This is a genomic window from Nonomuraea sp. NPDC000554, assembly GCF_040300065.1.
Taxonomy (GTDB): Bacteria; Actinomycetota; Actinomycetes; order Streptosporangiales; family Streptosporangiaceae; genus Nonomuraea.
This window is the reverse complement of record NZ_JBEPDC010000049.1, coordinates 37,545-58,566: the sequence shown is the minus strand read 5'-3', so window position 1 is coordinate 58,566 and position 21,022 is coordinate 37,545. Positions and strand designations below refer to the sequence as shown.

The 21,022-nt window shown below is 69.2% G+C and carries 19 protein-coding genes; 7 read left to right on the top strand and 12 right to left on the bottom strand.

Features of this window, described 5'->3' with window-relative positions:
- Positions 1 to 125 precede the first annotated feature (125 nt).
- From trxA to ABT294_RS49235, 8 genes are all read right to left on the bottom strand, one after another.
- Positions 126 to 440, bottom strand: a complete 315-nt coding sequence (gene trxA, locus ABT294_RS49270) for a thioredoxin (protein WP_350813466.1) — start codon at positions 438 to 440, stop codon at positions 126 to 128.
- 10 nt (positions 441 to 450) lie between these two features.
- Positions 451 to 1,383, bottom strand: a complete 933-nt coding sequence (gene trxB / locus ABT294_RS49265; protein ID WP_350813469.1) for a thioredoxin-disulfide reductase — start codon at positions 1,381 to 1,383, stop codon at positions 451 to 453.
- A 143-nt stretch (positions 1,384 to 1,526) separates the two neighbouring features.
- Complete coding sequence (locus ABT294_RS49260; protein ID WP_350813465.1) at positions 1,527 to 2,408, bottom strand: anti-sigma factor family protein; 882 nt, start codon at positions 2,406 to 2,408, stop codon at positions 1,527 to 1,529.
- Entirely contained in the window at positions 2,398 to 3,033 is a 636-nt protein-coding gene (gene sigM / locus ABT294_RS49255) for an RNA polymerase sigma factor SigM (protein WP_350813464.1), read from the bottom strand. Before sigM ends, ABT294_RS49260 begins: the two co-directional genes overlap by 11 nt.
- Positions 3,034 to 3,048: 15 nt before the next feature.
- Entirely contained in the window at positions 3,049 to 4,554 is a 1,506-nt protein-coding gene (locus ABT294_RS49250) for a protein kinase family protein (protein WP_350813463.1), read from the bottom strand.
- A 166-nt stretch (positions 4,555 to 4,720) separates the two neighbouring features.
- On the bottom strand, positions 4,721 to 6,334 hold the full coding sequence (gene murJ, locus ABT294_RS49245) for a murein biosynthesis integral membrane protein MurJ (RefSeq protein WP_350813462.1): 1,614 nt from the start codon (positions 6,332 to 6,334) through the stop codon (positions 4,721 to 4,723).
- Complete coding sequence (locus tag ABT294_RS49240; RefSeq protein ID WP_350813461.1) at positions 6,331 to 8,481, bottom strand: DUF6049 family protein; 2,151 nt, start codon at positions 8,479 to 8,481, stop codon at positions 6,331 to 6,333. The genes murJ and ABT294_RS49240 overlap by 4 nt, the downstream gene beginning before the upstream one ends.
- 47 nt (positions 8,482 to 8,528) lie before the next feature.
- Positions 8,529 to 9,053 carry an aminoacyl-tRNA deacylase gene (locus ABT294_RS49235; RefSeq protein ID WP_350813460.1) on the bottom strand — a complete coding sequence of 175 codons (525 nt, stop codon included), beginning with the start codon at positions 9,051 to 9,053 and terminating at the stop codon, positions 8,529 to 8,531.
- A gap of 146 nt (positions 9,054 to 9,199) precedes the next feature.
- On the opposite strand from ABT294_RS49235, the gene ABT294_RS49230 reads away from it, so the two are divergent.
- Entirely contained in the window at positions 9,200 to 10,597 is a 1,398-nt protein-coding gene (locus tag ABT294_RS49230) for a CCA tRNA nucleotidyltransferase (RefSeq protein ID WP_350813468.1), read from the top strand.
- A 2-nt stretch (positions 10,598 to 10,599) separates the two neighbouring features.
- Here the strand turns inward: ABT294_RS49230 and ABT294_RS49225 are convergent, their stop codons facing one another.
- The gene (locus tag ABT294_RS49225) at positions 10,600 to 11,886 is read right to left on the bottom strand and encodes an MFS transporter (RefSeq protein ID WP_350813459.1); all 1,287 of its coding nucleotides are present in this window, start codon (positions 11,884 to 11,886) and stop codon (positions 10,600 to 10,602) included.
- 86 nt (positions 11,887 to 11,972) lie between these two features.
- Here ABT294_RS49225 and idi point away from each other — a divergent pair, with 86 nt between their 5' ends.
- Entirely contained in the window at positions 11,973 to 12,557 is a 585-nt protein-coding gene (gene idi, locus ABT294_RS49220) for an isopentenyl-diphosphate Delta-isomerase (RefSeq protein ID WP_350813458.1), read from the top strand.
- A gap of 24 nt (positions 12,558 to 12,581) precedes the next feature.
- Here idi and ABT294_RS49215 read toward each other — a convergent pair whose 3' ends face one another.
- Entirely contained in the window at positions 12,582 to 13,661 is a 1,080-nt protein-coding gene (locus ABT294_RS49215) for an inositol-3-phosphate synthase (RefSeq protein WP_350813457.1), read from the bottom strand.
- A 13-nt stretch (positions 13,662 to 13,674) separates the two neighbouring features.
- Complete coding sequence (locus tag ABT294_RS49210) at positions 13,675 to 14,256, bottom strand: PadR family transcriptional regulator (RefSeq protein ID WP_350813456.1); 582 nt, start codon at positions 14,254 to 14,256, stop codon at positions 13,675 to 13,677.
- 133 nt (positions 14,257 to 14,389) lie between these two features.
- Between ABT294_RS49210 and ABT294_RS49205 the strand changes: the two genes are divergently transcribed.
- The 4 genes from ABT294_RS49205 (at position 14,390) to ABT294_RS49190 (ending at position 19,909) form a co-directional block, all read left to right on the top strand.
- Complete coding sequence (locus tag ABT294_RS49205) at positions 14,390 to 14,776, top strand: DUF5318 family protein (RefSeq protein ID WP_350813455.1); 387 nt, start codon at positions 14,390 to 14,392, stop codon at positions 14,774 to 14,776.
- Between the two features lie 134 nt (positions 14,777 to 14,910).
- Entirely contained in the window at positions 14,911 to 17,526 is a 2,616-nt protein-coding gene (locus ABT294_RS49200; protein WP_350813454.1) for a transglycosylase domain-containing protein, read from the top strand.
- Entirely contained in the window at positions 17,523 to 18,848 is a 1,326-nt protein-coding gene (locus tag ABT294_RS49195) for a glycosyltransferase family 87 protein (protein WP_350813453.1), read from the top strand. Before ABT294_RS49200 ends, ABT294_RS49195 begins: the two co-directional genes overlap by 4 nt.
- A complete protein-coding gene (locus ABT294_RS49190) occupies positions 18,845 to 19,909 on the top strand; it encodes a mannosyltransferase family protein (protein ID WP_350813452.1) in 1,065 nt (354 codons plus the stop codon). The genes ABT294_RS49195 and ABT294_RS49190 overlap by 4 nt, the downstream gene beginning before the upstream one ends.
- A 67-nt stretch (positions 19,910 to 19,976) precedes the next feature.
- Here ABT294_RS49190 and ABT294_RS49185 read toward each other — a convergent pair whose 3' ends face one another.
- Positions 19,977 to 20,720: a deoxyribonuclease IV gene (locus ABT294_RS49185; RefSeq protein WP_350813451.1), complete on the bottom strand. Its 744-nt coding sequence runs from the start codon at positions 20,718 to 20,720 to the stop codon at positions 19,977 to 19,979.
- A gap of 73 nt (positions 20,721 to 20,793) precedes the next feature.
- Here ABT294_RS49185 and ABT294_RS49180 point away from each other — a divergent pair, with 73 nt between their 5' ends.
- Positions 20,794 to 20,973: a hypothetical protein gene (locus tag ABT294_RS49180; RefSeq protein WP_350813450.1), complete on the top strand. Its 180-nt coding sequence runs from the start codon at positions 20,794 to 20,796 to the stop codon at positions 20,971 to 20,973.
- Positions 20,974 to 21,022: the final 49 nt, after the last annotated feature.

The window sequence follows — 21,022 nt, the reverse complement described above, 5'->3', positions numbered from 1 at the left end:
AGCTTCTTCGGCCCCTGCGGTTTGCGGTCCTTACGGATCTCGAAGTCCATCGCATCCCCCGAGCTGGGGTGTTGCGACGATCCCTAGAACTTAAGAAGCGCGAGGGGCTCTCGGACGAGGACGGGCTAGATGATGCCCTCGAGCTCGCGCAGCAGCATGGCCTTCGGCTTGGCACCGATGATCTGCTTCACGACCTCTCCGCCCTTGTAGACGTTCAACGTCGGGATCTGGAGCACGCCGTAGTCGCGCGGGACGTTCGGGTTCTCGTCGATGTTGAGCTTGACGATCTCCAGCTTGTCGCCGTGCTCGTTGGCGATCTCCTCCAGGATCGGAGCCACCTGACGGCACGGGCCGCACCACTCGGCCCAGAAGTCGACCAGCACGGGCTTGTCGCTCTTGAGGACCTCGGCCTCGAACGTGGCGTCGGTTACTGCCTTCACGGTGAGCTCCTTACTTCTCGTTGTTGACGAGCCAGCGCTCGGAGTCGAGCGACGCCGCGCAGCCGGTGCCGGCCGCGGTGATGGCCTGGCGGTAGGTGTGGTCGACGACGTCACCAGCGGCGAACACGCCGTCGATGTTGGTGGCGGTGGTCGGCGCCGCCACCTTGATGTAGCCCTCGTCGTCGAGGTCGATCTGGCCCTTGACCAGCTCGGTGCGCGGGTCGTGGCCGATCGCCAGGAACAGCGCGTCGGCGGCCAGCTCGCACTCCTCGCCGGTCTTGACGTTGCGCAGCTTGACGGCCTCGACCTTCTTGTCGCCCAGGACGTCGACGACCTCGGAGTCCCAGACGAAGCGGATCTTCTCGTTCGCGAACGCCCGCTCCTGCATGATCTTGCTGGCGCGCAGCTGGTCACGCCGGTGCACGACGGTGACCATGCGGCCGAAGCGGGTCAGGAAGGTGGCCTCCTCCATCGCGGTGTCGCCACCGCCCACGACCACGATGTCCTTGTTGCGGAAGAAGAACCCGTCGCAGGTGGCACACCAGGACACGCCGTGGCCGGACAGCCGCTTCTCGTTCTCCAGGCCGAGCTCGCGGTAGCCGGAGCCCATCGACAGGATGACCGACTTCGCGTAGTAGGTGTCGCTGTGCGTCTTGACGACCTTGGGGTTGGCCTCCAGGTCGACCTCGATCACGTCGTCGGCCACCAGCTCCGCGCCGAACCGCTCCGCCTGCTTGCGCAGGTTGTCCATCAGGTCGGGGCCCATGATGCCGTCGGGGAACCCGGGGAAGTTCTCCACGTCGGTGGTGTTCATCAGCGCGCCACCGGCGGTGACGGACCCTTCGAAGAGCAGCGGCTTGAGTTCGGCGCGCGCGGAGTAGACGGCCGCGGTGTATCCAGCGGGGCCGGACCCGATGATGATCACGTTACGGACGTCGCTCAACGCGCTCACGCCTTCCTAGTCTGCTGTTGCCTGTCGCCTCAACAGATCCTAGGCCGCCCTGATTCCCGGCCCTCACCCACAACGCCAGAGGAAACCGAAAGAGCCCGCCGAAGCGGGCTCTGACGTGCGGTTTTCGCGTGGAGCTACCAGCGGCCCAACGCGGGCCTGCGCAGGTTCTTGCAGTTGAACGGGTCCACGACGTCGATGCGGAGCTTCTTGGCCTGCTTGTCCTTCCAGGAGGTCACGACGATGGCCTCCTGGCCGTTGTACTGGCCCTGGTCGACGGCGAACGTCTTCAGCTTGGACCGGTCGGCGACCCGGTTGACGCACTTGGCGACCTGGTCGACGTCCGGTGAGCCGCCCGCCATCGCAGGTGCGGGCGCGAGGAAGCCCGCCAGAGGCTGGCGTAGCTCCTGGTTGCTGTAGTTGTGGCCGCTGTCGGTCAACGCGTACGGCCTGCCCGGCACCTCCTTCTTGGTCTGCGCCTTGCTCGGCACCGCGGGTTGGGCGACCTGCTTGGTGCCCGCGCCGTCGCTGCCACCGCCGGCGAGCAGGCCGGTCGAGAGGGCCGCCGTGCCGACCACGGCCACCGCCGCGACCGCCGCCGCAGCGGGCATCGCCCACCTGCGCTGCCGCGCGGGACGCCGCCTGGCCGGGACGACCGTGCCGTCGTCGGACACCACCCCGAGGCGTACCGGCTCGGGGACCTCGACTGGGTGCCGCTCCCACGGGGAGTCCCGCATGAGCTCATCCCAGTCGGGTGGTTCCACGAGGCCGACACCTCCGCGCCGAGACTCGCTCTCGGCGGCAAGCGCCTTGTCGATGCGCAGTGCGACCCCCATCGGCATGGCCGGTGTGGAGGTCGCCGCGAGGACCTCGCGAACCGCTGCCAGGTCGGCCAGAAGCTCCCCACAGGGGTCACATACCGCGAGATGCTCGCGGACCTGGCGGGCCGTGCCAGCGTCCAGGAGACCTTCGGCCAGCTCGGCCAGGATCTCCAGATCGTAGTGCGTATCACCCGTCACGAAGTTCTGCTCCCTTCGCGGATGAGACGCGACTGAAGTCTGATCGGTTCCGTAGATGCGAAAGAATCGGGGCAAGTTTCGCGCGCCCCCGCGCACATCGGCTCTTCACCGTCCCGCTGGGTACTTGGAGCACCTGAGCTGCGTCTTCGACCGAGTAGCCCATCATGTCGACGAGGACGAGAGCCGCTCGCTGATCGGTGGGCAGCAGTTTCAGCGCGGCCGAAACCTCCATCGAGACCTCGCGCTCGCCCGTCTGGTCGGGCAGCGGGGTCTCTCGCTCGGCAGCCTCGATGAGCTCGTCGTCGGCGACCGGCCTGACGGACTTCCTGCGCATCCGGTCGAGGCAGGCGTTGACGACGATGCGGTGGAGCCAGGTGGTGACGGCGGCCTCGCCGCGGAAGGTGCCGGCCTTGCGGTACGCGGACACGAAGGCGTCCTGCACGGCGTCGGCCGCCTCGTCGGGGTCGCCCAGCGTGCGCAGAGCGACCGCCCACATGCGGTCACGGTGCCTCTTGACGATTTCGCTGAAGGCGCGTGGGTCCCCGTTGATGTGCGCAGCCAGCAGTTCGGCGTCGCTGACCGCGGGCCGTTCCGCTTCTGAGGGGGTATCGGGTGGGGAGTTCACAAGAGAGTTTCCTGATTATGCCGATCCTGGGGAATGCACCACTACTTCATAGATGGTGCCATGAAACCCGCCAGCATCTGCCGGAAGACGCGTAAACCAGATCAAAACGTACTGACCGGTTGCGGGTTGATCTGGGGTCAAGGTGACCTTGCCTGCCGCGTCCTTCTGGCGGGCGACCGTCTTCAGCGAGCCGAGTTCGGGCTGGTCGCCGACCTTCAGCTCCACGTTCGCGCCCGGCGCCTGCGCCAGCGTCGCCACCACATCACTCACCTGGACGGACTTGCCCATGTCGAGCAGCAGGCCGACACCGGACTTCATGTTGCCCAGTTCGGCGCTGGTGTACTCCTCGGTCTTCCACAGCGTGCTCGGCTGCCCGTCGATCGCCAGCGGCGCGATACTGGGCTTCTCCTTGCCGTCGCCGAGCGGGTCGAAATCGGTCGCCTTGGACGGCTTCACGACCTGAACCGCCACCGGGGCCGAGGTCGAGGGCTTGGGAGAGGACGACGCCTGCTCAGGCGTGCCCGGATTGCCGAGGCTGCGGCCGATCGTCCAGGCGCCGACGCCGACGGCGGCGATGACGAGCAGCACGACCACCGTCATCAGCACCCGGTTCAGCGTGCCGCTGCTCGGCCGCGGCTGCTGCACCGTCAGGGACTGGACCGGCCGCACGGGACGCTGCTCGGTGTCGGGCCCCTCGGAGCGCGAGGCCGAGGACGTCACCGCCGGCGGGGACGGGTACGCGATCGGGATGGGCATCGGCCTGGCCACGTCGGCGAGCGACTCGGCCACCTCGGCCGCGCTCGACAGCGCGCCCTGCCCCTTGCGGGACTCGGGCAGGCAGGCCCGAACCGTGACCGTCTCCAGGTAACCGGGCACGCCCGCGGTCACCTGGCGCGGCGTGCAGAAATGCCCGTCGATGGTCGGGGCGGCGGGCAGCCCGCCCTCCTCCTCGTCGCCGGGCCAGTGGCCGGTCAGGCCCGCGTAGAGCAGGCGGCCGAGCCCTTCGGCGTCCTCCAGGGCCGGTTGGTCGGTGGTGAGCCCGGACAGCGCGGCGTCGACCGCCACGCCGAGCACCTTCACCGTGTTGCCGGTCGTCCACACCAGGTGGGCGGGGCGCAGGCACAGGTGGTAGAGGTTCGACTCGGCCGCGTGCGCGAGGGCCTCGGCCGCCTCGGCGACCAGCCCGGCCGCGCGCTCGGGCTCCATCGGGCCGGCGGCGAGCAGGTCGGTCAGCGTGTCGCCGGTGACCCACTCGCTCACCACGTAGGAGTGGCCGTCGTCCTCGGCGGCGTCGAACACCTGGGTCAGCCGCGGGTCGGTGAGCCGGCTGGCGGCGCGGGCGGCGGTGACGACCTCGTGGACGCGGGGAAAGTCTGGGCCGAAGGTGTGCACGGCCACAGGCCGGGCGAGGATCTCGTCGATGGCCTTCCACAACGTGGCGCCGTCAGACTCGCTCACCCGATCTTCCAGCCGGAAGCGCTCGGCGAGGCGGGTGCCGGGTTCGACCGCCGACGTGCTCACTGGCTCACTCCGCTCGGCCGATCGGGCGTGCTCATGACTCGTCTCACCTGCGTGGGAGTGCCCCACGAAGGCGTGCTATGCCACGTGGATCCGCCCACGCCCCTCCTGCTTCCATTCGCGCGTGTCGGGCACCATGCTAGTGGCGGGGTGGTTCCGCCCGTGTTCTTTACCGGCCTACCCGCCTCGCAACCATCCCAACGATCGAGTTCACCTCCGGGATGCGCATCCGGTGGGCGACACCCAGATACAGCAGCCCGCCCAGCCCCCCGCCGACGGCCAGAGTGATCAGCGAGTTGACGAAGGTCAGCCCGCCGAGCAGCTCCTGGACGGCCCAGACGGCGGCCAGCGCCACCACGGCCGTGGGCAGCGCCGCCAGGTACATCCTGGTCATGGACATGCCGATGGTCCAGCCACCCAGGCCGTGGACCCGCCGGCTGGCCACCACCCAGGCGACCGCCGCGCCCAGCGCGTACGAGATCGCGTACGCGAAGGCCAGGCCCATGACCGTGTACTCGTACGGCAGCAGCGCGTAGAAGGCGTACATGAGCAGCGCGTTGACGGCGGTGGTTCCGGCGCCCACGTACACGGGGGTGCGGGTGTCGCCGAAGCTGTAGAAGACGCGCAGCAGCAGCTGGAAGATCGAGAACGGCACCAGCGCGAGGCCGTACACCTGCAACACGTTGCCGATGTAGCGGGCGGAGTCCAGGGTGGTGACGCCGTGGTGGTAGAGCGGCACGGTGATGGCCGGGCCGAGGACCATCAGCATCAGCGACACCGGCACCATCACCGAGCTGATCAGCCGCACGCTCGACCCGAACTCCGTCCGTACGTCGTCGAGCCGGCCCTCGCCCACCGCGCGGCTCATCCGGGGCAGCATCGCGGTGATCACCGAGACGCCGATGACGCCGTAGGGGAGCTGGAAGAGCTGGAAGGCCAGCGTGTACGGGGTGATGCCGTGGCCGGCGACCGCCGCGCCGGCCGCGCTCGACAGGTTCGTGGTGAGCATGAAGCCGAGCTGGGTGATCACGACGTAGCCGATCGTCCAGATCCCGGCCCTGCCCATCTCGCCGAGTCGCGCGTTGCGCGCGTCGAAGCGGGGGACGAAGGAGAAGCCGATCCGCCGGAGCGCGACGATGAGCACGGCCGCCTGGGCCACGATGCCCGCCGTGGTGCCGAGGCCGAGCAGGGCCAGGTCGCCGTTGGTGACGCGGGAGACGTCGCCGCCGGCCTCGCCCGCCACCACCGCGTAGAGCAGCATCACGACGATGACGACCAGGTTGTTGACGACCGGCGCCCACATGGGGGCGGCGAAGCGGTCGCGGGTGTTGAGGATGGCTCCGGCCACCGCGCCGATGCCGAAGAAGGCGAGCTGCGGCAGGATGAACCTGGCCAGCATCACCGCGACCTCGAACTTGCGGCTGCCGGGCGCCCAGTCGGTGGTGTAGAGATCGATGAGCAGCGGCGCCGCCAGCACGGCGAGCGCGGCCACGGCCACCAGCACGGCCGTGGCCAGCGTCATCAGCCGCTGCTCGTAGGCGCGCCCGCCGTCGGGGTCGTTCTGCTGCGCCCGCACGATCATCGGCACCACCACGCTGCTGAGCACGCCGAGGAGCAGCAGGTCGAGGATGCTGTACGGGATCGCGTAGGCGGCGTTGTAAGCGTCGCCCATGGCCATGGTGCCGATGGCGTACGCGAGCACCATCGTCCGCACGAACCCCGTGGCCCTGGACACCATCGTGCCCGCCGCCATGATGGCGCTGGCCCGCATCATGCGGCTCATACGGTCTCACTCTCTCGGGTCTTGGCCCGCGCCAGCCGTCGCTGCGATCTGCGCCGGAGCACCCGGGTCACGACCGCGGCGAGCATGACCGTCAGTGCGCCTCCGACGATGACCAGGGCGACGCCGGTGTAGCCGGTGCTGCGGATCGTGAGCTTGCGGGGTTCGCCGTACGGTTTGTGGTCGATGGTGCTCAGCTGGACGGTCACCGTCGCGTCGCCGCTGGTCAACGCGGTCATTTTGACCTGGACGGTGGCGCTCTGCTGGCTGAGGATCTTCTGCGGTTCCTTCTGGTCGACCTTGACGTGCAGCAGCTCGGGGTTGTTGGACTTCACGTCGATGAACACGTAGACCGGGTCGTCGAGCGTGTTCTTCACGCTGATGGGCACCACGCCGTCGCGCCCGGCCAGGGTGCGCGGCTGGTCGGAGTCGGCGCCGGCGATCGAGATGCCGTCTATCCGCTTCTCGACGGCCTCGTTGACCAGCTTGGTCGCGGCACGTCCGGTGCGGGTGGTGTTGCGCCAGCCCGACGAGGCGAGCCTGAGCACGGAGGCGTCGAAGTCGGACTCCTGCTGGCTGGTGATCGAGGCGGTGGTGTGCGCCTTCGCGGCGACCTCCTTGACCCGGCCGAGGTACTTCGCGCTGAGCTCGTCCTTGCGGTTCTCCTCGGAGTAGGTGAGGGGCGCGCGCGGGGTCGAGGTCTTGCTCGCCTTGAGGGAGCCGAGCGGGGTCAGCGTCAGCCAGGGCAGCCGGTTCGCGGTGTCGAGCAGGGTCTTGACCAGCTGCGGGTTCGGGTCCCAGCGGCGCGACGGGGCCACCACGAGCTGCCTGGGCTTCGTCTGGCCCGGCTCGGACGCGATCAGCGCGGTCTCGGCGATGAAGCGCTGCTTGCTGAGCACCGCCGACCCGGGGACACCGGGGACGGGCTCGAACAGCTTGCTCAGCTCGGTGTCGGCGACGAGGGCCGTGACGGGGCCGTTGACGCTGTCGAGGGTGGTGGCGGCGTCGGGGGTGAACGTGACGGGCGTCTGCGTCGGCAGGTTGGTGGAGTTCAGCAGGACCCGGTCGGTCTTGGCGACCTTGGGCTTGCCGACGGCGAGCAGGTCGAGCGCGTCGGCGTCGAGCACGCCCGCCGCCGGCCAGTTCGTGGACGTCTGCACGTCGGGCTTGATCAGCCGCCGGGCCTCCTGCGCGCCCAGCTCCATCGCCCGGCCGGTCTGCGTGTCGAGGCCCTGGTGGGCGAGCGCGGTCACGTCGGGGTCGGCGTACGGGGTGGCCACCACCGGCACGTTCGCGAGGGACTGGCGGATGTCGGCCAGCCACGCGGCGGCGTTGGCGTCGGCGGGCCTGCCCTCCTGCTTGTCCTTGGTCTTGATCGTGTGGCCCTTGGTGAGGGCCTCGACGTCGGCGATCAACGCGGGGTCGACGAACCAGGTGACCTTATTCGGCGCGGACTTGGCGATGCGGGCCAGGTCGGCGAGGCGGCCCTTGCCCGCCAGCGCGGCGCCGAGCTTGTCGTCGACGAAGATGGCGCCGGTCGGCTGCGCCCGGGGGTCGACCGGCAGCGCGACCTGGTGCGGCTGGTCGATGAGGGGCAGCGCGACGGCCAGCTTGTTGCGCGGCAGCTTCTGCGGCGTCGGGGGCGCGTACGTCAGGTAGGTGCGCTGCACGGCCAGCGGCATATAGCCGTTCTGGACCACCTCGACGGCGAGCGGGTACACGCCGAACCCGGGCAGCGTGAACTGCGCGGGCGTCACCTTCAGCGAGAACGTCGCGGAGCCGCCCGTGTCGAGGGACTGGATCCGCAGGCTCGACTGCGGCGTTCTGGTCGAGGGCGTGGGCGGCAGGGTCGCCTGGTTCTGGTCGCTCTGGTAGGCGCTCAGGCGGGCGCGGTCGGTGAAGCGTTGCGCGGAGTAGCGGACCCTCACCCACAGGTTGGGCAGGGGCGTGCCGCTCTCGTTACGGACCGTGCCGGAGATCGTGATCTCCTGGGCCTGCTGGGTGGGCACATCGGGCGTGATGGACGAGATGGACAGGCTGATCGCCTGCCTGGCGCTCGTCTTCGCGGCAGCCGCACCCGGCGTCGTCGCGACCATGGGCGCGAGCAACGTGGCGGAGAGGACGGCGAGCAGCGTGGCCTTACGGATCACGCGTCAGCCCGAGCAGGAGAACGACGCACGCCCGCCATCGTACGGGTTCAGTGCCGAAGCGCGACCGCTCGGCGTGCCCCTCTGGGCCGCGGTGCGTGGAGGTCGACCGGCTTGCCCGGCACGAGTGTCAGCAGGTCGAGCGCGCTCATGGTGAGGGCGGTGTGGCGTTCGCCGGTGGGCATGAAGATCGGTTCCTTGTCCGGGCGGAGCCGGCGGTCGATCAGCACGGGCAGCCGCTGGGGGAGCAGCAGCGGGCTGACCAGCCCGGCCGCGTAGTCGGTCGCCGAGTTGACCAGGAAGGCGGGCGCGGGGCGTACCTTGCGCGCGCCGAGGAGTCCGCCCACCGCTCCGGGGGGCGGCGGGTCGGCCACCGTCGAGACGACGGCCACGACGGCCTCGCGGCCGACCCTGGTGGCGACCTCGAACACCGTGACCGCGACGCACCGCGCGGGCGCCGCGGAGATCGCCTCCGGTAGCTCTTCCGCGCATGTCATAGGACGCGGAAGGCGTACGATCTCATGGTGGACCTGGTGTGCGAGGAGCCAGCGGTGGATCGCGAGGGCGTCCTTCATGTACACGCTCCTTCGTTCCATGTCCCCCGACGATGCTTTTGACCCGACGGTAACCCGGACCTCGTATGGCTCGGGGGATATGTTCCGCAATCGAAGGACCTCTCAGCTTGTCCGACTCACATCTGACCGAAACCCAGCAGCGGGCCATGAACGACCTGTTCCGCAAGATCGCCCCTGCAGCCGACGAGCTCGGCAGGCTGTTCGCCGACCACGGCCACGAACTGGCCCTCGTCGGCGGCCCGGTGCGCGACATGCTGCTCGGCCGCGTCGGCAACGATCTCGACCTGACCACCGACGCCCGTCCGGAGCGGGTGCTCGAGATCGTCCGAGACTGGGCCGACTCCGTCTGGACCATCGGCATCGACTTCGGCACGGTCGGGGTGCGCAAGGGCGGCTGGCTGATCGAGATCACCACGTACCGGAGCGAGTCCTACGACCCCAAGTCACGCAAGCCCGAGGTCATGTACGGCGAGACCCTCGAGGCCGACCTGGAGCGGCGTGATTTCGCGGTCAACGCGATGGCGGTGCGGCTGCCCGACCACGAGTTCGTCGACCCCTACGGCGGCCTGGCCGACCTCGCGGCCAAGCGGCTGCGCACGCCCGGCACGCCGCAGCGGTCCTTCGACGACGACCCGCTGCGCATGCTCCGCGCCGCGCGGTTCGCCTCCCAGCTCGGGTTCACCGTCGACGCCGCGGCGGTGGCCGCGATGACCGCGATGGCCGAGCGCATCGAGATCGTCTCGGCCGAGCGCATCCGCGAAGAGCTCGACAAGCTGGTCTGCGGCGCCTATCCGCGCGAGGGGCTGCGCCTGCTGGTGGAGACCGGGCTGGCGGCGTACGTCCTGCCCGAGCTGCCCAAGCTGCGCCTGGAGATCGACGAGCACCACCGGCACAAGGACGTCTACGAGCACTCGCTGACCGTCCTCGACCAGGCCATCGCGCAGGAGGAGGACGGCAAGCCCGACCGGATCCTGCGCTGGGCGGCGCTCCTGCACGACATCGGCAAGCCCAAGACCCGCCGGCACGAGCCGGGCGGGCGCGTCTCCTTCCACCACCACGAGGTGGTCGGCGCGCAGCTCACCAAGAAGCGGATGACCGAGCTGAAGTTCCCCAAGGACGTCGTGGCGGACGTGGCGCGGCTGGTGGAGCTGCACCTGCGCTTCCACGGCTACGGCACGGGCGAGTGGACCGACAGCGCGGTCCGCCGCTACGTCCGCGACGCCGCCCACCTGCTCGACCGCCTGCACAAGCTGACCAGGGCCGACTGCACCACCCGCAACAAGCGCAAGGCGTCGGCGCTCTCGCGCACCTACGACCAGCTGGAGGAGCGCATCGCCAGGCTGGCCGAGGAGGAGGAGCTGGCCAAGATCCGCCCGGAGCTCGACGGCAACGAGATCCAGCAGGTCCTCGGCGTCGGGCCGGGGCCGCTGGTCGGCCGCGCGTACAAGTTCCTGCTGGACCTCCGCCTCGACAAGGGCATGATCGGCAAGGAGGCGGCCACCGAGGCGCTCCTGGAGTGGGCCCGCGAGAACGGCGCCGCCTGAGGTCAGCGCGGCGCGGGGACGCGGCGCGGGGTGATCATCCGGTAGGCGAGCGCGCTCAGCAGATAGCCGGCCGCGATGATCGCCACGGCCGCGTACGACTTGCCGTTGGGCGGCAGGATCGCCGCCGACAGCGCCGCGGCCAGCACGTACATCCCGTTGAACAGCATGTCGTAGATCGAGAAGGCGCGGCCGAGGTAGACGTCCTCGACGTCGCGCTGCACGGTCGTGTCGGCGCAGATCTTGACGCTCTGCCCGGCGACGCCGAGGACGAACCCGGCGACAGGCAGCCCCCACACCTGGAACGGCACGACCACCGCCGCGGCGAGCACCCCGGCCGCGGCCAGCGCGATGGTCACCCAGCGCTCGATGGTGAACCGCTCGGTGGCCCACGGGGTGATCAGCACCGCGAGGAAGTAGCCGACGCCGGACGTGGCCACCACGACGCTGATCCCGCGCAGCGCCGCCTCGCTGTCGCCGTCGGTGAAGTAGTAGCGGTACAGGATGATGCCGAGCGCCGTCGCCATGCCGTACATGAACCGGTGCGCGGCCATCGCGCCCATCGTGGCGGCGGCGGTGCGGTGGCGGACGAGGTGCCGCGCGCCGTCGGCCAGGCCGACCAGGACGTGCCGCACGGCCTGGCGGGCCTGCGGCCGCTCCGGGTCGTAGGAGGGGCCGAGCAGCGAACGCTCCATCGTCCGCGCGATCAGCGCGCTGAAGCCGAACACCACGCCCGAGATGACGAGCAGCAGCGCGGTGCCCATGTCGTCGCCGCCGAACACCTCGCGCAGCAGGAACCCCACCCCGTAGCCGACGAACGTGACCACGGTGCCGGACGTGGGCGTCACCGCGTTGGCCGCCATCAGCCGGTCCGCGGGAACGACGTGCGGCAGCGACGCGCCGAGCGCGGCCAGGAAGAACCGGTTCACGCCGAGCACGCCGAGCGCCGCCGCGTAGAACACCGGGTCGGGGACGTCGGCCGCGACCAGGCCGGCGGCGAGGAGCAGCAGCGCGCCCCGCACGACGGGGGCGACCACCAGGATCTGCCGTCGCGACCAGCGGTCGATGAAGACGCCGACGAACGGCCCGAGGATGCTGTACGGCAGGAACAGCACGGCCAGCCCCGCGGCCACCTGCAGGGCCGTGGTCTGCTTCTCGGGGCTGAAGAAGGCGAACCCTGTCACGCCGAACTGGAAGATCCCGTCGGAGAACTGGGAGACCAGCCGCGTGCCGAACAACCGGCGGAAGTCACGGCCCCGCAGGACCACGCGTAGATCGGCGACGAAGGACACGCGGCCAGCCTAGCCCTGTCACAGATTGGCGCAGTAGGTGCGCCGATCGGGTCCGAACCCCGACATGACCACGTACGCTTCGTAGCGTGACGACTGAGGAACACGTGGTGCTCGTCGATGGCGACGGGAACCGGATCGGCACCGCGCCCAAGACGTTGGTGCACGGCGCCGAGACGCCGCTTCACCTGGCCTTCTCGAGCTACGTCTTCAACCATGACGGCAGCGTGCTGCTCACCAGACGCGCCGACCACAAGATCACCTGGCCGAGTGTCTGGACCAACAGCTGCTGCGGCCACCCGCTTCCCGACGAGCCGCTCGATCAGGCGGTCACCCGGAGGCTGTCGTACGAGCTCGGGCTGAGCGTGGAACGCGTCGACCTGATGCTGCCGAGCTTCGCCTACCGCGCGGTGATGGCCAACGGGGTCGTCGAGCACGAGCTGTGCCCCGTCTACCGGGTGGTCGTCGACGCCCGGGAGGCGCCGAACCCCGACGAGGTCGGCGAGACGCGGTGGATGCCGTGGAAGGAGTTCGCCGACGGCGTGCGCAACGGCCTGCTGTCAGTCTCGCCGTGGTGCAGGGAGCAGGTGCCGCTGCTGGAGGAGCTGGGGTCCGACCCGCTGTCCTGGGAGCCGGCGCCCCGGGACGAACTGCCCCCGGCCGCTCGCGTGTGAACGGCCGGCGGCCCGCCGTGGCGGCTAGCGCTCGACCTCGCCCCTGATGAACTTCTCGACGTACTCGCGGGCCTCGTCGTCGGAGTGCTGCACCGGCGGCGACTTCATGAAGTACGACGACGCGCTCAGGATCGGCCCCGCGATGCCCCGGTCGAGGGCGATCTTCGCGGCCCGCACGGCGTCGATGATGATGCCCGCGGAGTTCGGCGAGTCCCAGACCTCCAGCTTGTACTCGAGGTTGAGCGGCGTGTCGCCGAAGGAGCGGCCCTCCAGCCGGACGTAGGCCCACTTGCGGTCGTCGAGCCACGGCACGTGGTCCGACGGCCCGATGTGGACGTCAGCCCTGGCCATCTCGTGCGGGATCTGCGAGGTGACGGACTGCGTCTTGGAGATCTTCTTGGACATGAGGCGCTTACGCTCCAGCATGTTCATGAAGTCCATGTTGCCGCCGAAGTTGAGCTGGTACGTGCGCAGCAGCTCGACCCCGCGGTCCTCGAACAGCTTGGCCATCACGCGGTGCGTGATGGTGGCGCCGACCTGCGACTTGATGTCGTCGCCCACGATCGGGACGCCCGCCTCGGTGAACTTCGCCGCCCACTCCGGGTCGGAGGCGATGAACACCGGCAGCGCGTTGACGAAGGCCACCTTGGCGTCCAGCGCGCACTGCGCGTAGAAGCGGTCGGCCTCCTCCGAGCCCACCGGCAGGTACGAGACCAGCACGTCCACCTGGTTGTCGCGGAGCACCTTGACGACGTCGACCGGCTGCTCGTCCGACTCCTCGATGATCTCGCGGTAGTACTCGCCCAACCCGTCGAAGGTGTGGCCGCGCTGGACCGTCACCCCCGTCGGAGGCACATCCGTGATCTTGATCGTGTTGTTCTCGCTGGCGACGATCGCCTCGGACAGGTCACGACCGACCTTCTTGGCGTCGACGTCGAACGCGGCGACGAACTCCACATCGCCGACGTGGTAGTCGCCGAACCTCACGTGCATCAGGCCCGGCACCCGGGTGGCCGGGTCGGCGTCCCTGTAATAGTGCACGCCCTGGACCAGCGACGCCGCGCAGTTGCCGACACCGACGATGGCCACGCGAACCGAACCCATCGCACTCGCTCCCTTACTCATCAGTTGACGTATCTCTTCCGGGCTCCTCGGAGGCCCGTCTCTCTGTTGCGATCAACTCGTTCAGCCACCGCACCTCACGCTCGACCGACTCCAGGCCGTGGCGCTGCAGTTCGAGCGTGTAGCTGTCGAGGCGCTCCCGCGTGCGGGCGAGAGCGGTGCGGACGCTGTCGAGCCGCTCCTCCAGGCGGCTGCGGCGGCCTTCGAGGATGCGCAGGCGCACCTCGGCCTCCGTATGCCTGAAGAAGGCGAAGTGGACGCCGAAGCTCTCGTCCTCCCACGCGGACGGACCTGCCTGGGTGAGCAACTCCTGGAGCCGCTCCTTGCCCTCGGCGGTGAGCTTGTAGACGATCTTCGACCGGCCGCCCACGATCGTGGTGGGAGCCGGCTGCTCCTCCGCGATCAGTCCCTGAGCCAGCAACGAACGCAGGCACGGATACAGGGACCCGTAGGAGAAGGCGCGGAACATGCCCAGCAGTGCGTTGAGCCGTTTGCGCAGCTCATAGCCGTGCAGCGGCGTCTCGTGCAGGGACCCGAGCACGGCCAGTTCCAGCACTCTGCCCTGTCCGCCGCCCATGGAACCGCCCCCCTCTCGCGCCAATGTATCGAACCGATACATCTCGAGGATACGTCGCTTCGCTATATCGCTGCAATCAACGACTTTCCCAAGAGGTTCGGATGAATCGGTAAAAAGCCGTAGTCTGGCGCGTATGTGGTCACAGAGAAGGGTGGTGGATTACAGCCTCGCGAAGCGGGCGGTAGTCCGCTCTCTGCGCACCGGGCGGACGCCGCCCGGTGACGTCTGTGATGCACAGCCCTACCTCCTCCGCGCGGCCCGCGCCTTCGGTGAGCCAACCGAACGCCTCTGCCCGGTATGCGAGAGGGAGAACGTCACCGACGTGACCTACGTCTATGGGGACTCACTGGGGCGACATGCCGGTCAGGCAAAGGGAGCAGCAGAACTCGCCGAGATGGCCCATGATTACGACGAGTTCCGGGTGTACGTCGTCGAGGTCTGCCAAGGTTGTTCCTGGAACCATCTGGCGGTCACGTTCGTCCTCGGCAACGGGCCGCCGGGCCTCGTCGGCCAACCCTGATACAGATAGCGGCGAGGAGCTTCACGCCTGACCCGCCGTGCAATCCGACGACGATGTGAGGACGTGTGAGTAGCAGCATGAATGAGGGGACGGCCCGCCAGGGAAGGCGCCGCCGCTCCGACTCATCCCGTTCTGTGCCCCAGGCCTCCGCGCCGCAAACCGGCGACGCCACCTGGGGCGCGGCGCCGCCCTCTCCTCGCCGTCCGGAAGCCGCGTACGAGGAGACCGGGGCGATGGCCGCGCAGTCGTACGACGAGCCGCCCCGGCGCGCCGCGCAACCTGGCCCGCGTGAGCCGCACCGGGAGGCGGCGCCCCGCGAGCCGCAGCCCCGCGAGCCGCAGCAGGGCCGCCGCGCCTCGCGCGCCGCCGGTGAGCGGGAGACGCGGAGCCAGTCCAACCAGGAGACCGTGATCGCCGACAGGCCGCGCCGGGCGCGCGGGCGCGGGTCCGGCGGTCCCGGAGGGCCGAAGGAGCCGCCCACCAAGGGCGGCGGCGGCGACAAGCCGAAGTGGCGACGGTTCATCCCGAACTGGAAGATCGTCATGGTCAGCATGGCCGTCCTCGCGGCCGGCGTCTTCGGCATGATCGCGGTGGCCTACGCCAAGACCCCGCTGCCCAACGACACCCAGGATCAGGCGGTGGCGCAGTCGAGCACGATCTACTACGCCGACGGCAAGAACAAGATCGCCGTCCTGGGCACGCCTCGAAAGATCGTCCCGTTCAACCAGATGTCCCAGTTCGTCAAGGACGCCGCGGTGGCCATCGAGAACAAGACGTTCTACGAGGACTCCGGCATCTCCATCTCGGGCATGGCGCGCTCGATCTGGAACACGGCCACCGGCCAGCAGTTGCAGGGCGCCTCGACGATCACCCAGCAGATGGCCCGCAACTACTACCAGGGCCTGAGCCAGGAAATCTCGATCAAACGAAAGATCAACGAGATCTTCGTCGCGGTCAAGCTGGACAAGCAGATGTCCAAGGAGGACATCCTCAAGAACTACCTGAACACCGTCAACTTCGGCCGGGCCTACGGCATCGAGGCCGCCTCGCAGGCGTACTTCGGCGTCAGCGCGGCGAAGCTGAACGAGTCGCAGGCCGCCTACCTCGCCGCGCGCATCCAGACGCCGGCCTGGGAGGCCGACGCGCCCGCGCTGAGGAATCGCTGGACGACCGTCATCGACTACATGTCCAAGCAGTGGCCTGAAAAGTACGCCCAGCTCCCGAGCACGGCCAAGTTCCCCAAGACGAAGAAGGCCCGCGACACCTCCGCATACCGGGGCATCAACGGCTACATGATCGAACAGGTGCTTCGGGAGCTCGACGCGCGGGGCATCACCGAGGACATGGTCAAGACCGGCGGCTACCAGATCACCAGCACCTTCGACAAGAAGCTGATGCAGGCCGCGCAGACCGCAGTGGAGAGCACGACCTCGAACATGTCGAAGGAGTTTCACACGGGTCTGGCCGCCGTCAACCCGAAGAACGGCCAGGTCGTGGCGTTCTACGGCGGCAAGGACTACATCAAGGATCCGTGGAACGAGCCCTTCGACTCGGCGAAGCAGGCCGCGTCCGCGTTCAAGCCCTACGTCCTGGCGGCCTGGCTGCAGGCCGGTTACTCGCTCAAGAGCTACGTTCCGGGCCGGGTGACGGTGCCCAAGGAGCTGCCGGGCCAGCAGGCGGGCGGCTTCAAGAACAGCCACAACGAGGCCGCGTCCATCGACGTGATCAAGGCGACCGCCGACTCCGTCAACACCGCCTACGTGTCGATGGCCTACGCCCTGCCCGGCAAGATCGAGGACGTCCAGAACCTCGTCAAGACGGCCGGGTTCAGCCCGACCCGCATGGACAAGGACGTCAAGGACCACAGCTACCAGTTCGCCATCGGCAGCGCTCTGGTCACCCCTGTGGAGCAGGCGGCCGGATACTCGATCTTCGCCAACGGCGGCAGGTACACCAAGTACCACGTGGTGAAGGAGGTCTATCAGGGCAAGCTCAAGGTGCTGTCCGAGAAGAAGGTCTCCAAGCCGGTGATCGGCGCGGACGCCGCCGCCGACGCCACGGTCGCCATGCAGGAGGTGCTGAGAAGCGGCACCGCCCGGGGCAAGGGTCTCGGCAACCGTCCGGCGGCGGGCAAGACCGGCACGAACAACGACGAGAAGGAAGCCTGGTTCGTCGGCTACACCCCGCAGCTCTCCACTGCGGTCGGCATGTACCGCGAGGAGTGCCGGACGAAGAAGGGCAAGGTCGTCCCGCCCATCAACTCCAACTGCCCGATCACTCCCCACGGCAGGCCGGAGGACAAGAAGTACAACGGAAACAAGCCCTACACCCTGCCCTACGAGGTGTCGCTGAAGTTCGAGGGCGCCGACGCGCCCACCGCGACCTGGCGGGCGTTCATGCTGGCCGCGCACGAGGGCAAGCCCATCGAGCAGTTCCCGACCAGGGTCGACCTCGGCCAGCCGGAGAACATCGTGCCGAGCCCGACGCCCACGGCGAAGCCCACCGAGGACCCGTCGTTCCAGAACGAGGACCCGACCCAGGAGTGCCTCGTCGAGCCCTGTGACGACGGCAACGTCTCCGTCGACCCGAACGACAATCCGAACGACAACCCGAACGACAACCCGATCGACGACCAGGGCGACATGCCCACGGGCGACGACGGTCAGGTGGCCCGCGGTGACGAAGGCCCGGCTTCGGGACATCCGACCGTGCTGCCCGGGCCGACGCCGGGCAGGCGCGAGCAGCGGTGACGTCCAGCACGGAGGCCCGCGTGCCGCTGATGGCGCGGGCCATGCCGTACCTCCCCCTGGGGCTGTTCGCGGCCCTGGGGGCGACCCTCGCGTACCTGGTGCGGCTGCCGTGCCGCACCGGAGGCTGGAACGACCAGGTCTCGACGTACACCAACTTCTGCTACACCGACATCTACCCGCTCTTCTTCGACCGCCAGCTCGGTACGCAGAACCCGTACTTCGCGGACGTGCCGTTCGACAAGCAGGTCGAGTACCCGGTCGTGCTCGGCGAGGTCATGCAGGTGATCAGCTGGCTCGCCCGCTGGCTGGGGCAGGGCGAGGCCGCCCAGGCGGTCCTCTTCTACGACTTCACCGTGATCCTGCTCGGGATCTGCCTGGTGATCGGCGTGCTGCTGATGGCCGCGGTCGCCGGGCCCGCCAGGCGATGGGACGCGCTCTGGTACGCGCTCGCCCCCTCGGTGATCCTGGCCGCGTACATCAACTGGGACCTGGTCGCGGGCGCGCTGTCGATGGGCGTGCTGCTGGCCTGGAAGCGGCAGCGGCACGTGCTCGCGGGCGTCCTGCTCGGGCTGGCGATCGCCACCAAGTTCTACCCGCTGATGTTCGTCGGCGCGCTCTTCCTGCTCGCGCTGCGCACCGCGCGCTGGCGGCCGTTCCTCCTCACGATGCTGGCGACGGCGGCCGCCTGGCTCGCCGTCAACGTGCCGTTCATGCTGTTCGCCTGGGAGGGCTGGCGCAGGTTCTACGTGTTCTCCCAGGAACGCGGCGTCGACTGGGGCTCGCCGTGGCTGTTCTTCCAGAACAAGGGCTGGCCGATCCTGGGCGACGGCGACGTCAGCAAGCTGGGCATGGCCTCGCTGGCCGTGCTCTGCCTGGGCATCGCGGTGCTCACGCTGGCCGCCCCGCGCAGGCCGCGGCTGGCGCAGATCTGCTTCCTGGCGCTGGCCGCGTTCATGATGACGAACAAGGTGTGGTCGCCGCAGTTCGTGCTCTGGCTGGTGCCCTTCGCCGTGCTGGCCAGGCCCAACTGGAAGCCGCTCGCGCTCTGGCAGCTCGCGGAGATCTGGTACTTCTTCGCGATCTGGCTCTACCTGCTCGCCCAGCCGCCGCTCAGCCGCTCCGACCTGGGCATCGGTGACGACACCTACTTCAGCGCCGTCTGGGGGCGCATCCTCACGATCGCGATCATGATGGCCTTCGTCGTCCGCGACATCCTCCGCCCCGACAAGGACGTCGTGCGGCAGGCGGACCTCGACGACCAGGCCGACGGCGTGTTCGCCGGAGCGTCCGACCGGTTCACGCTGCTGCCCGGCCATCGATGATCACGGGCTCGGCCAGGCGCGACGCGCTGCTGCTCTGGCTGGGCTCGCGTGCCGGGCTGGTGATGGCGACGCTGCTCGGGGTGACGTTCCACGAGTACCTGAACAGGTGGCGGCAGTGGGACGCCGGGCTGTTCGTCACCATCGCCCAGCACGGCTACGACGGCGACCCGAACAAGCCGACCGACGCCGGTCTGCCCGCGTTCTTCCCCGGCCTGCCGCTGCTGCTGCGCCTGACCCACCTCGTGGTGCCGGACTGGACGGCGAGCGGGCTGCTCGTCTCGCTCGTGGCGGGCGCGGTGGCGATGGTCGCGCTGGCCAGGCTGGCGGAGTTCGAGGGCGCCTCGGGCTGGATCGCCGTGCTGGGGCTGCTGCTCTTCCCGACGGCCGTGTTCCTGATGGCCGGCTACAGCGAGTCGCTGTTCCTGGCGTTCGCGATCCCGGCCTGGCTCGCCGCCCGTCAGGGCCGCTGGCCGCTCGCGGCGGCGCTGGCCGCGGGCGCGTCCTGCGTCAGGATCACCGGGCTCTTCCTGGCGCTCGCCCTGGTCGTGGAGTTCGTCGCCGGCGGCTCTCCGGTGAGGAGGGCGGGGTGGCTGGTGGTGCCGTTCGCGCCGCTGGCCGCGTACTCGTACTACCACTTCACCCGCTCGGGCGACTGGCTGGCCTGGAAGCACGCTCAGGAGGCCGGCTGGGGCAGGGAGATGGTGTGGCCGTGGGAGGCGTGGCGCACCACCTGGCAGTCGGCGACGGGCACGGACGACTTCGCCGTCGCCTTCCGCATGGAGATCGCCGGAGCCGTCATCGCCCTGGCGGCCCTCGCCTGGCTGCTCTTACAGCGCAGGTGGAGCGAGCTGGCCTACACGGGGCTGCAGGCGGGGGCGCTGATGACCTCCGCCTACTACCTGTCGATCCCGCGCTCGCTGCTGCTGTGGTTCCCGCTCTGGGTGGCGCTCGCCAGGCTCGCCACCGTCAGACGCTGGGTGATCGTGGTCTACGCCCTGCTCGCGGGGCCCCTCATGGTGCTGGACGCGGCCCGCTTCCTGAGCGGCGCCTGGGCGGGGTGACCATCATGTCTACCCACTTGTGCGGCTGCGTAATCCAGGGAAGTTATCCACAGCCTGTGTGTTTTCCCTAGAGGTTCTTCCTCAGGAACGCGATGTCCTCGGCCTGGCCCTCCGCCGGGGTCTCCACCACGATCGGCGCTCCGGCCGCCCGGCACACCGCCAGGATCAGCTCCGGATCTATCTTCCCCTTGCCCAGATTGGCGTGCCGGTCGGCGCCCGAGTCGAAGTCGTCGCGCGAGTCGTTGCAGTGCACCAGGTCGATCCGGCCGGTGATCGCCTTCACCCGGTCGACCAGGTCGACCAGCTCCTCGCCGCCCGCGTGCGCGTGGCAGGTGTCGAGGCAGAAGCCCACGTCGAAGCCGTCGAGGGCGTCCCAGAGCCGGGCGATCCGCTCCAGCTTGCGCGCCATCGCGTTGTCGCCGCCCGCCGTGTTCTCGATCAGGACGGGGATCGGGCTCTCCATGCGCTCGAACACCTTGCGCCAGTTGTCGAACCCGGTCTGTGGATCGTCGCTCTTGTTGACGTGCCCGCCGTGCACGATCAGCCCCTTGGCGCCGAGCCCCGCGGCGGCCTCGAGGTGCTGGGACAGCAGTTTGCGGCTTGGGATGCGGATGCGGTTGTTGGTCGTCGCCACGTTCACCAGGTACGGCGCGTGGATGTAGATGTCGACGCCCTCCACCGGCCGCTCCGGGAGCACCGGCGCCTTGTAGCCCTGCGGGTCGCCGAGGAAGAACTGCACCACCTCGGCCCCGACCGCGGCGGCGTGGGCCGCGGGATCGTCCTGACTGACGTGAGCTCCGATGCGCACCATGTCAACGAGCCTATCCGTTTGACCGACCCGCGGCAGGGCAGTCGCCGGGCGCCCCCTACTCGAGGAGAACGACATGGCCCGCTGGCGCTGGCGCTCCCTGATCCTCCTGATCTGGGTTCTGGTAGGCATCTACGTGGCCTGGGCGCACCACTACATCACGCCGGGAATTCTCAGGGACATCGCCCAAGCCCTGCTCGCCGTCTTCCTGTGGTTCCTCGTCCTGCTGGGCGTGGACCTGCACATCGGAGGGTGACGCATAGCAAAGAGGACGGCCCCGTGCGCCGGGGCCGTCGCTCATGTCA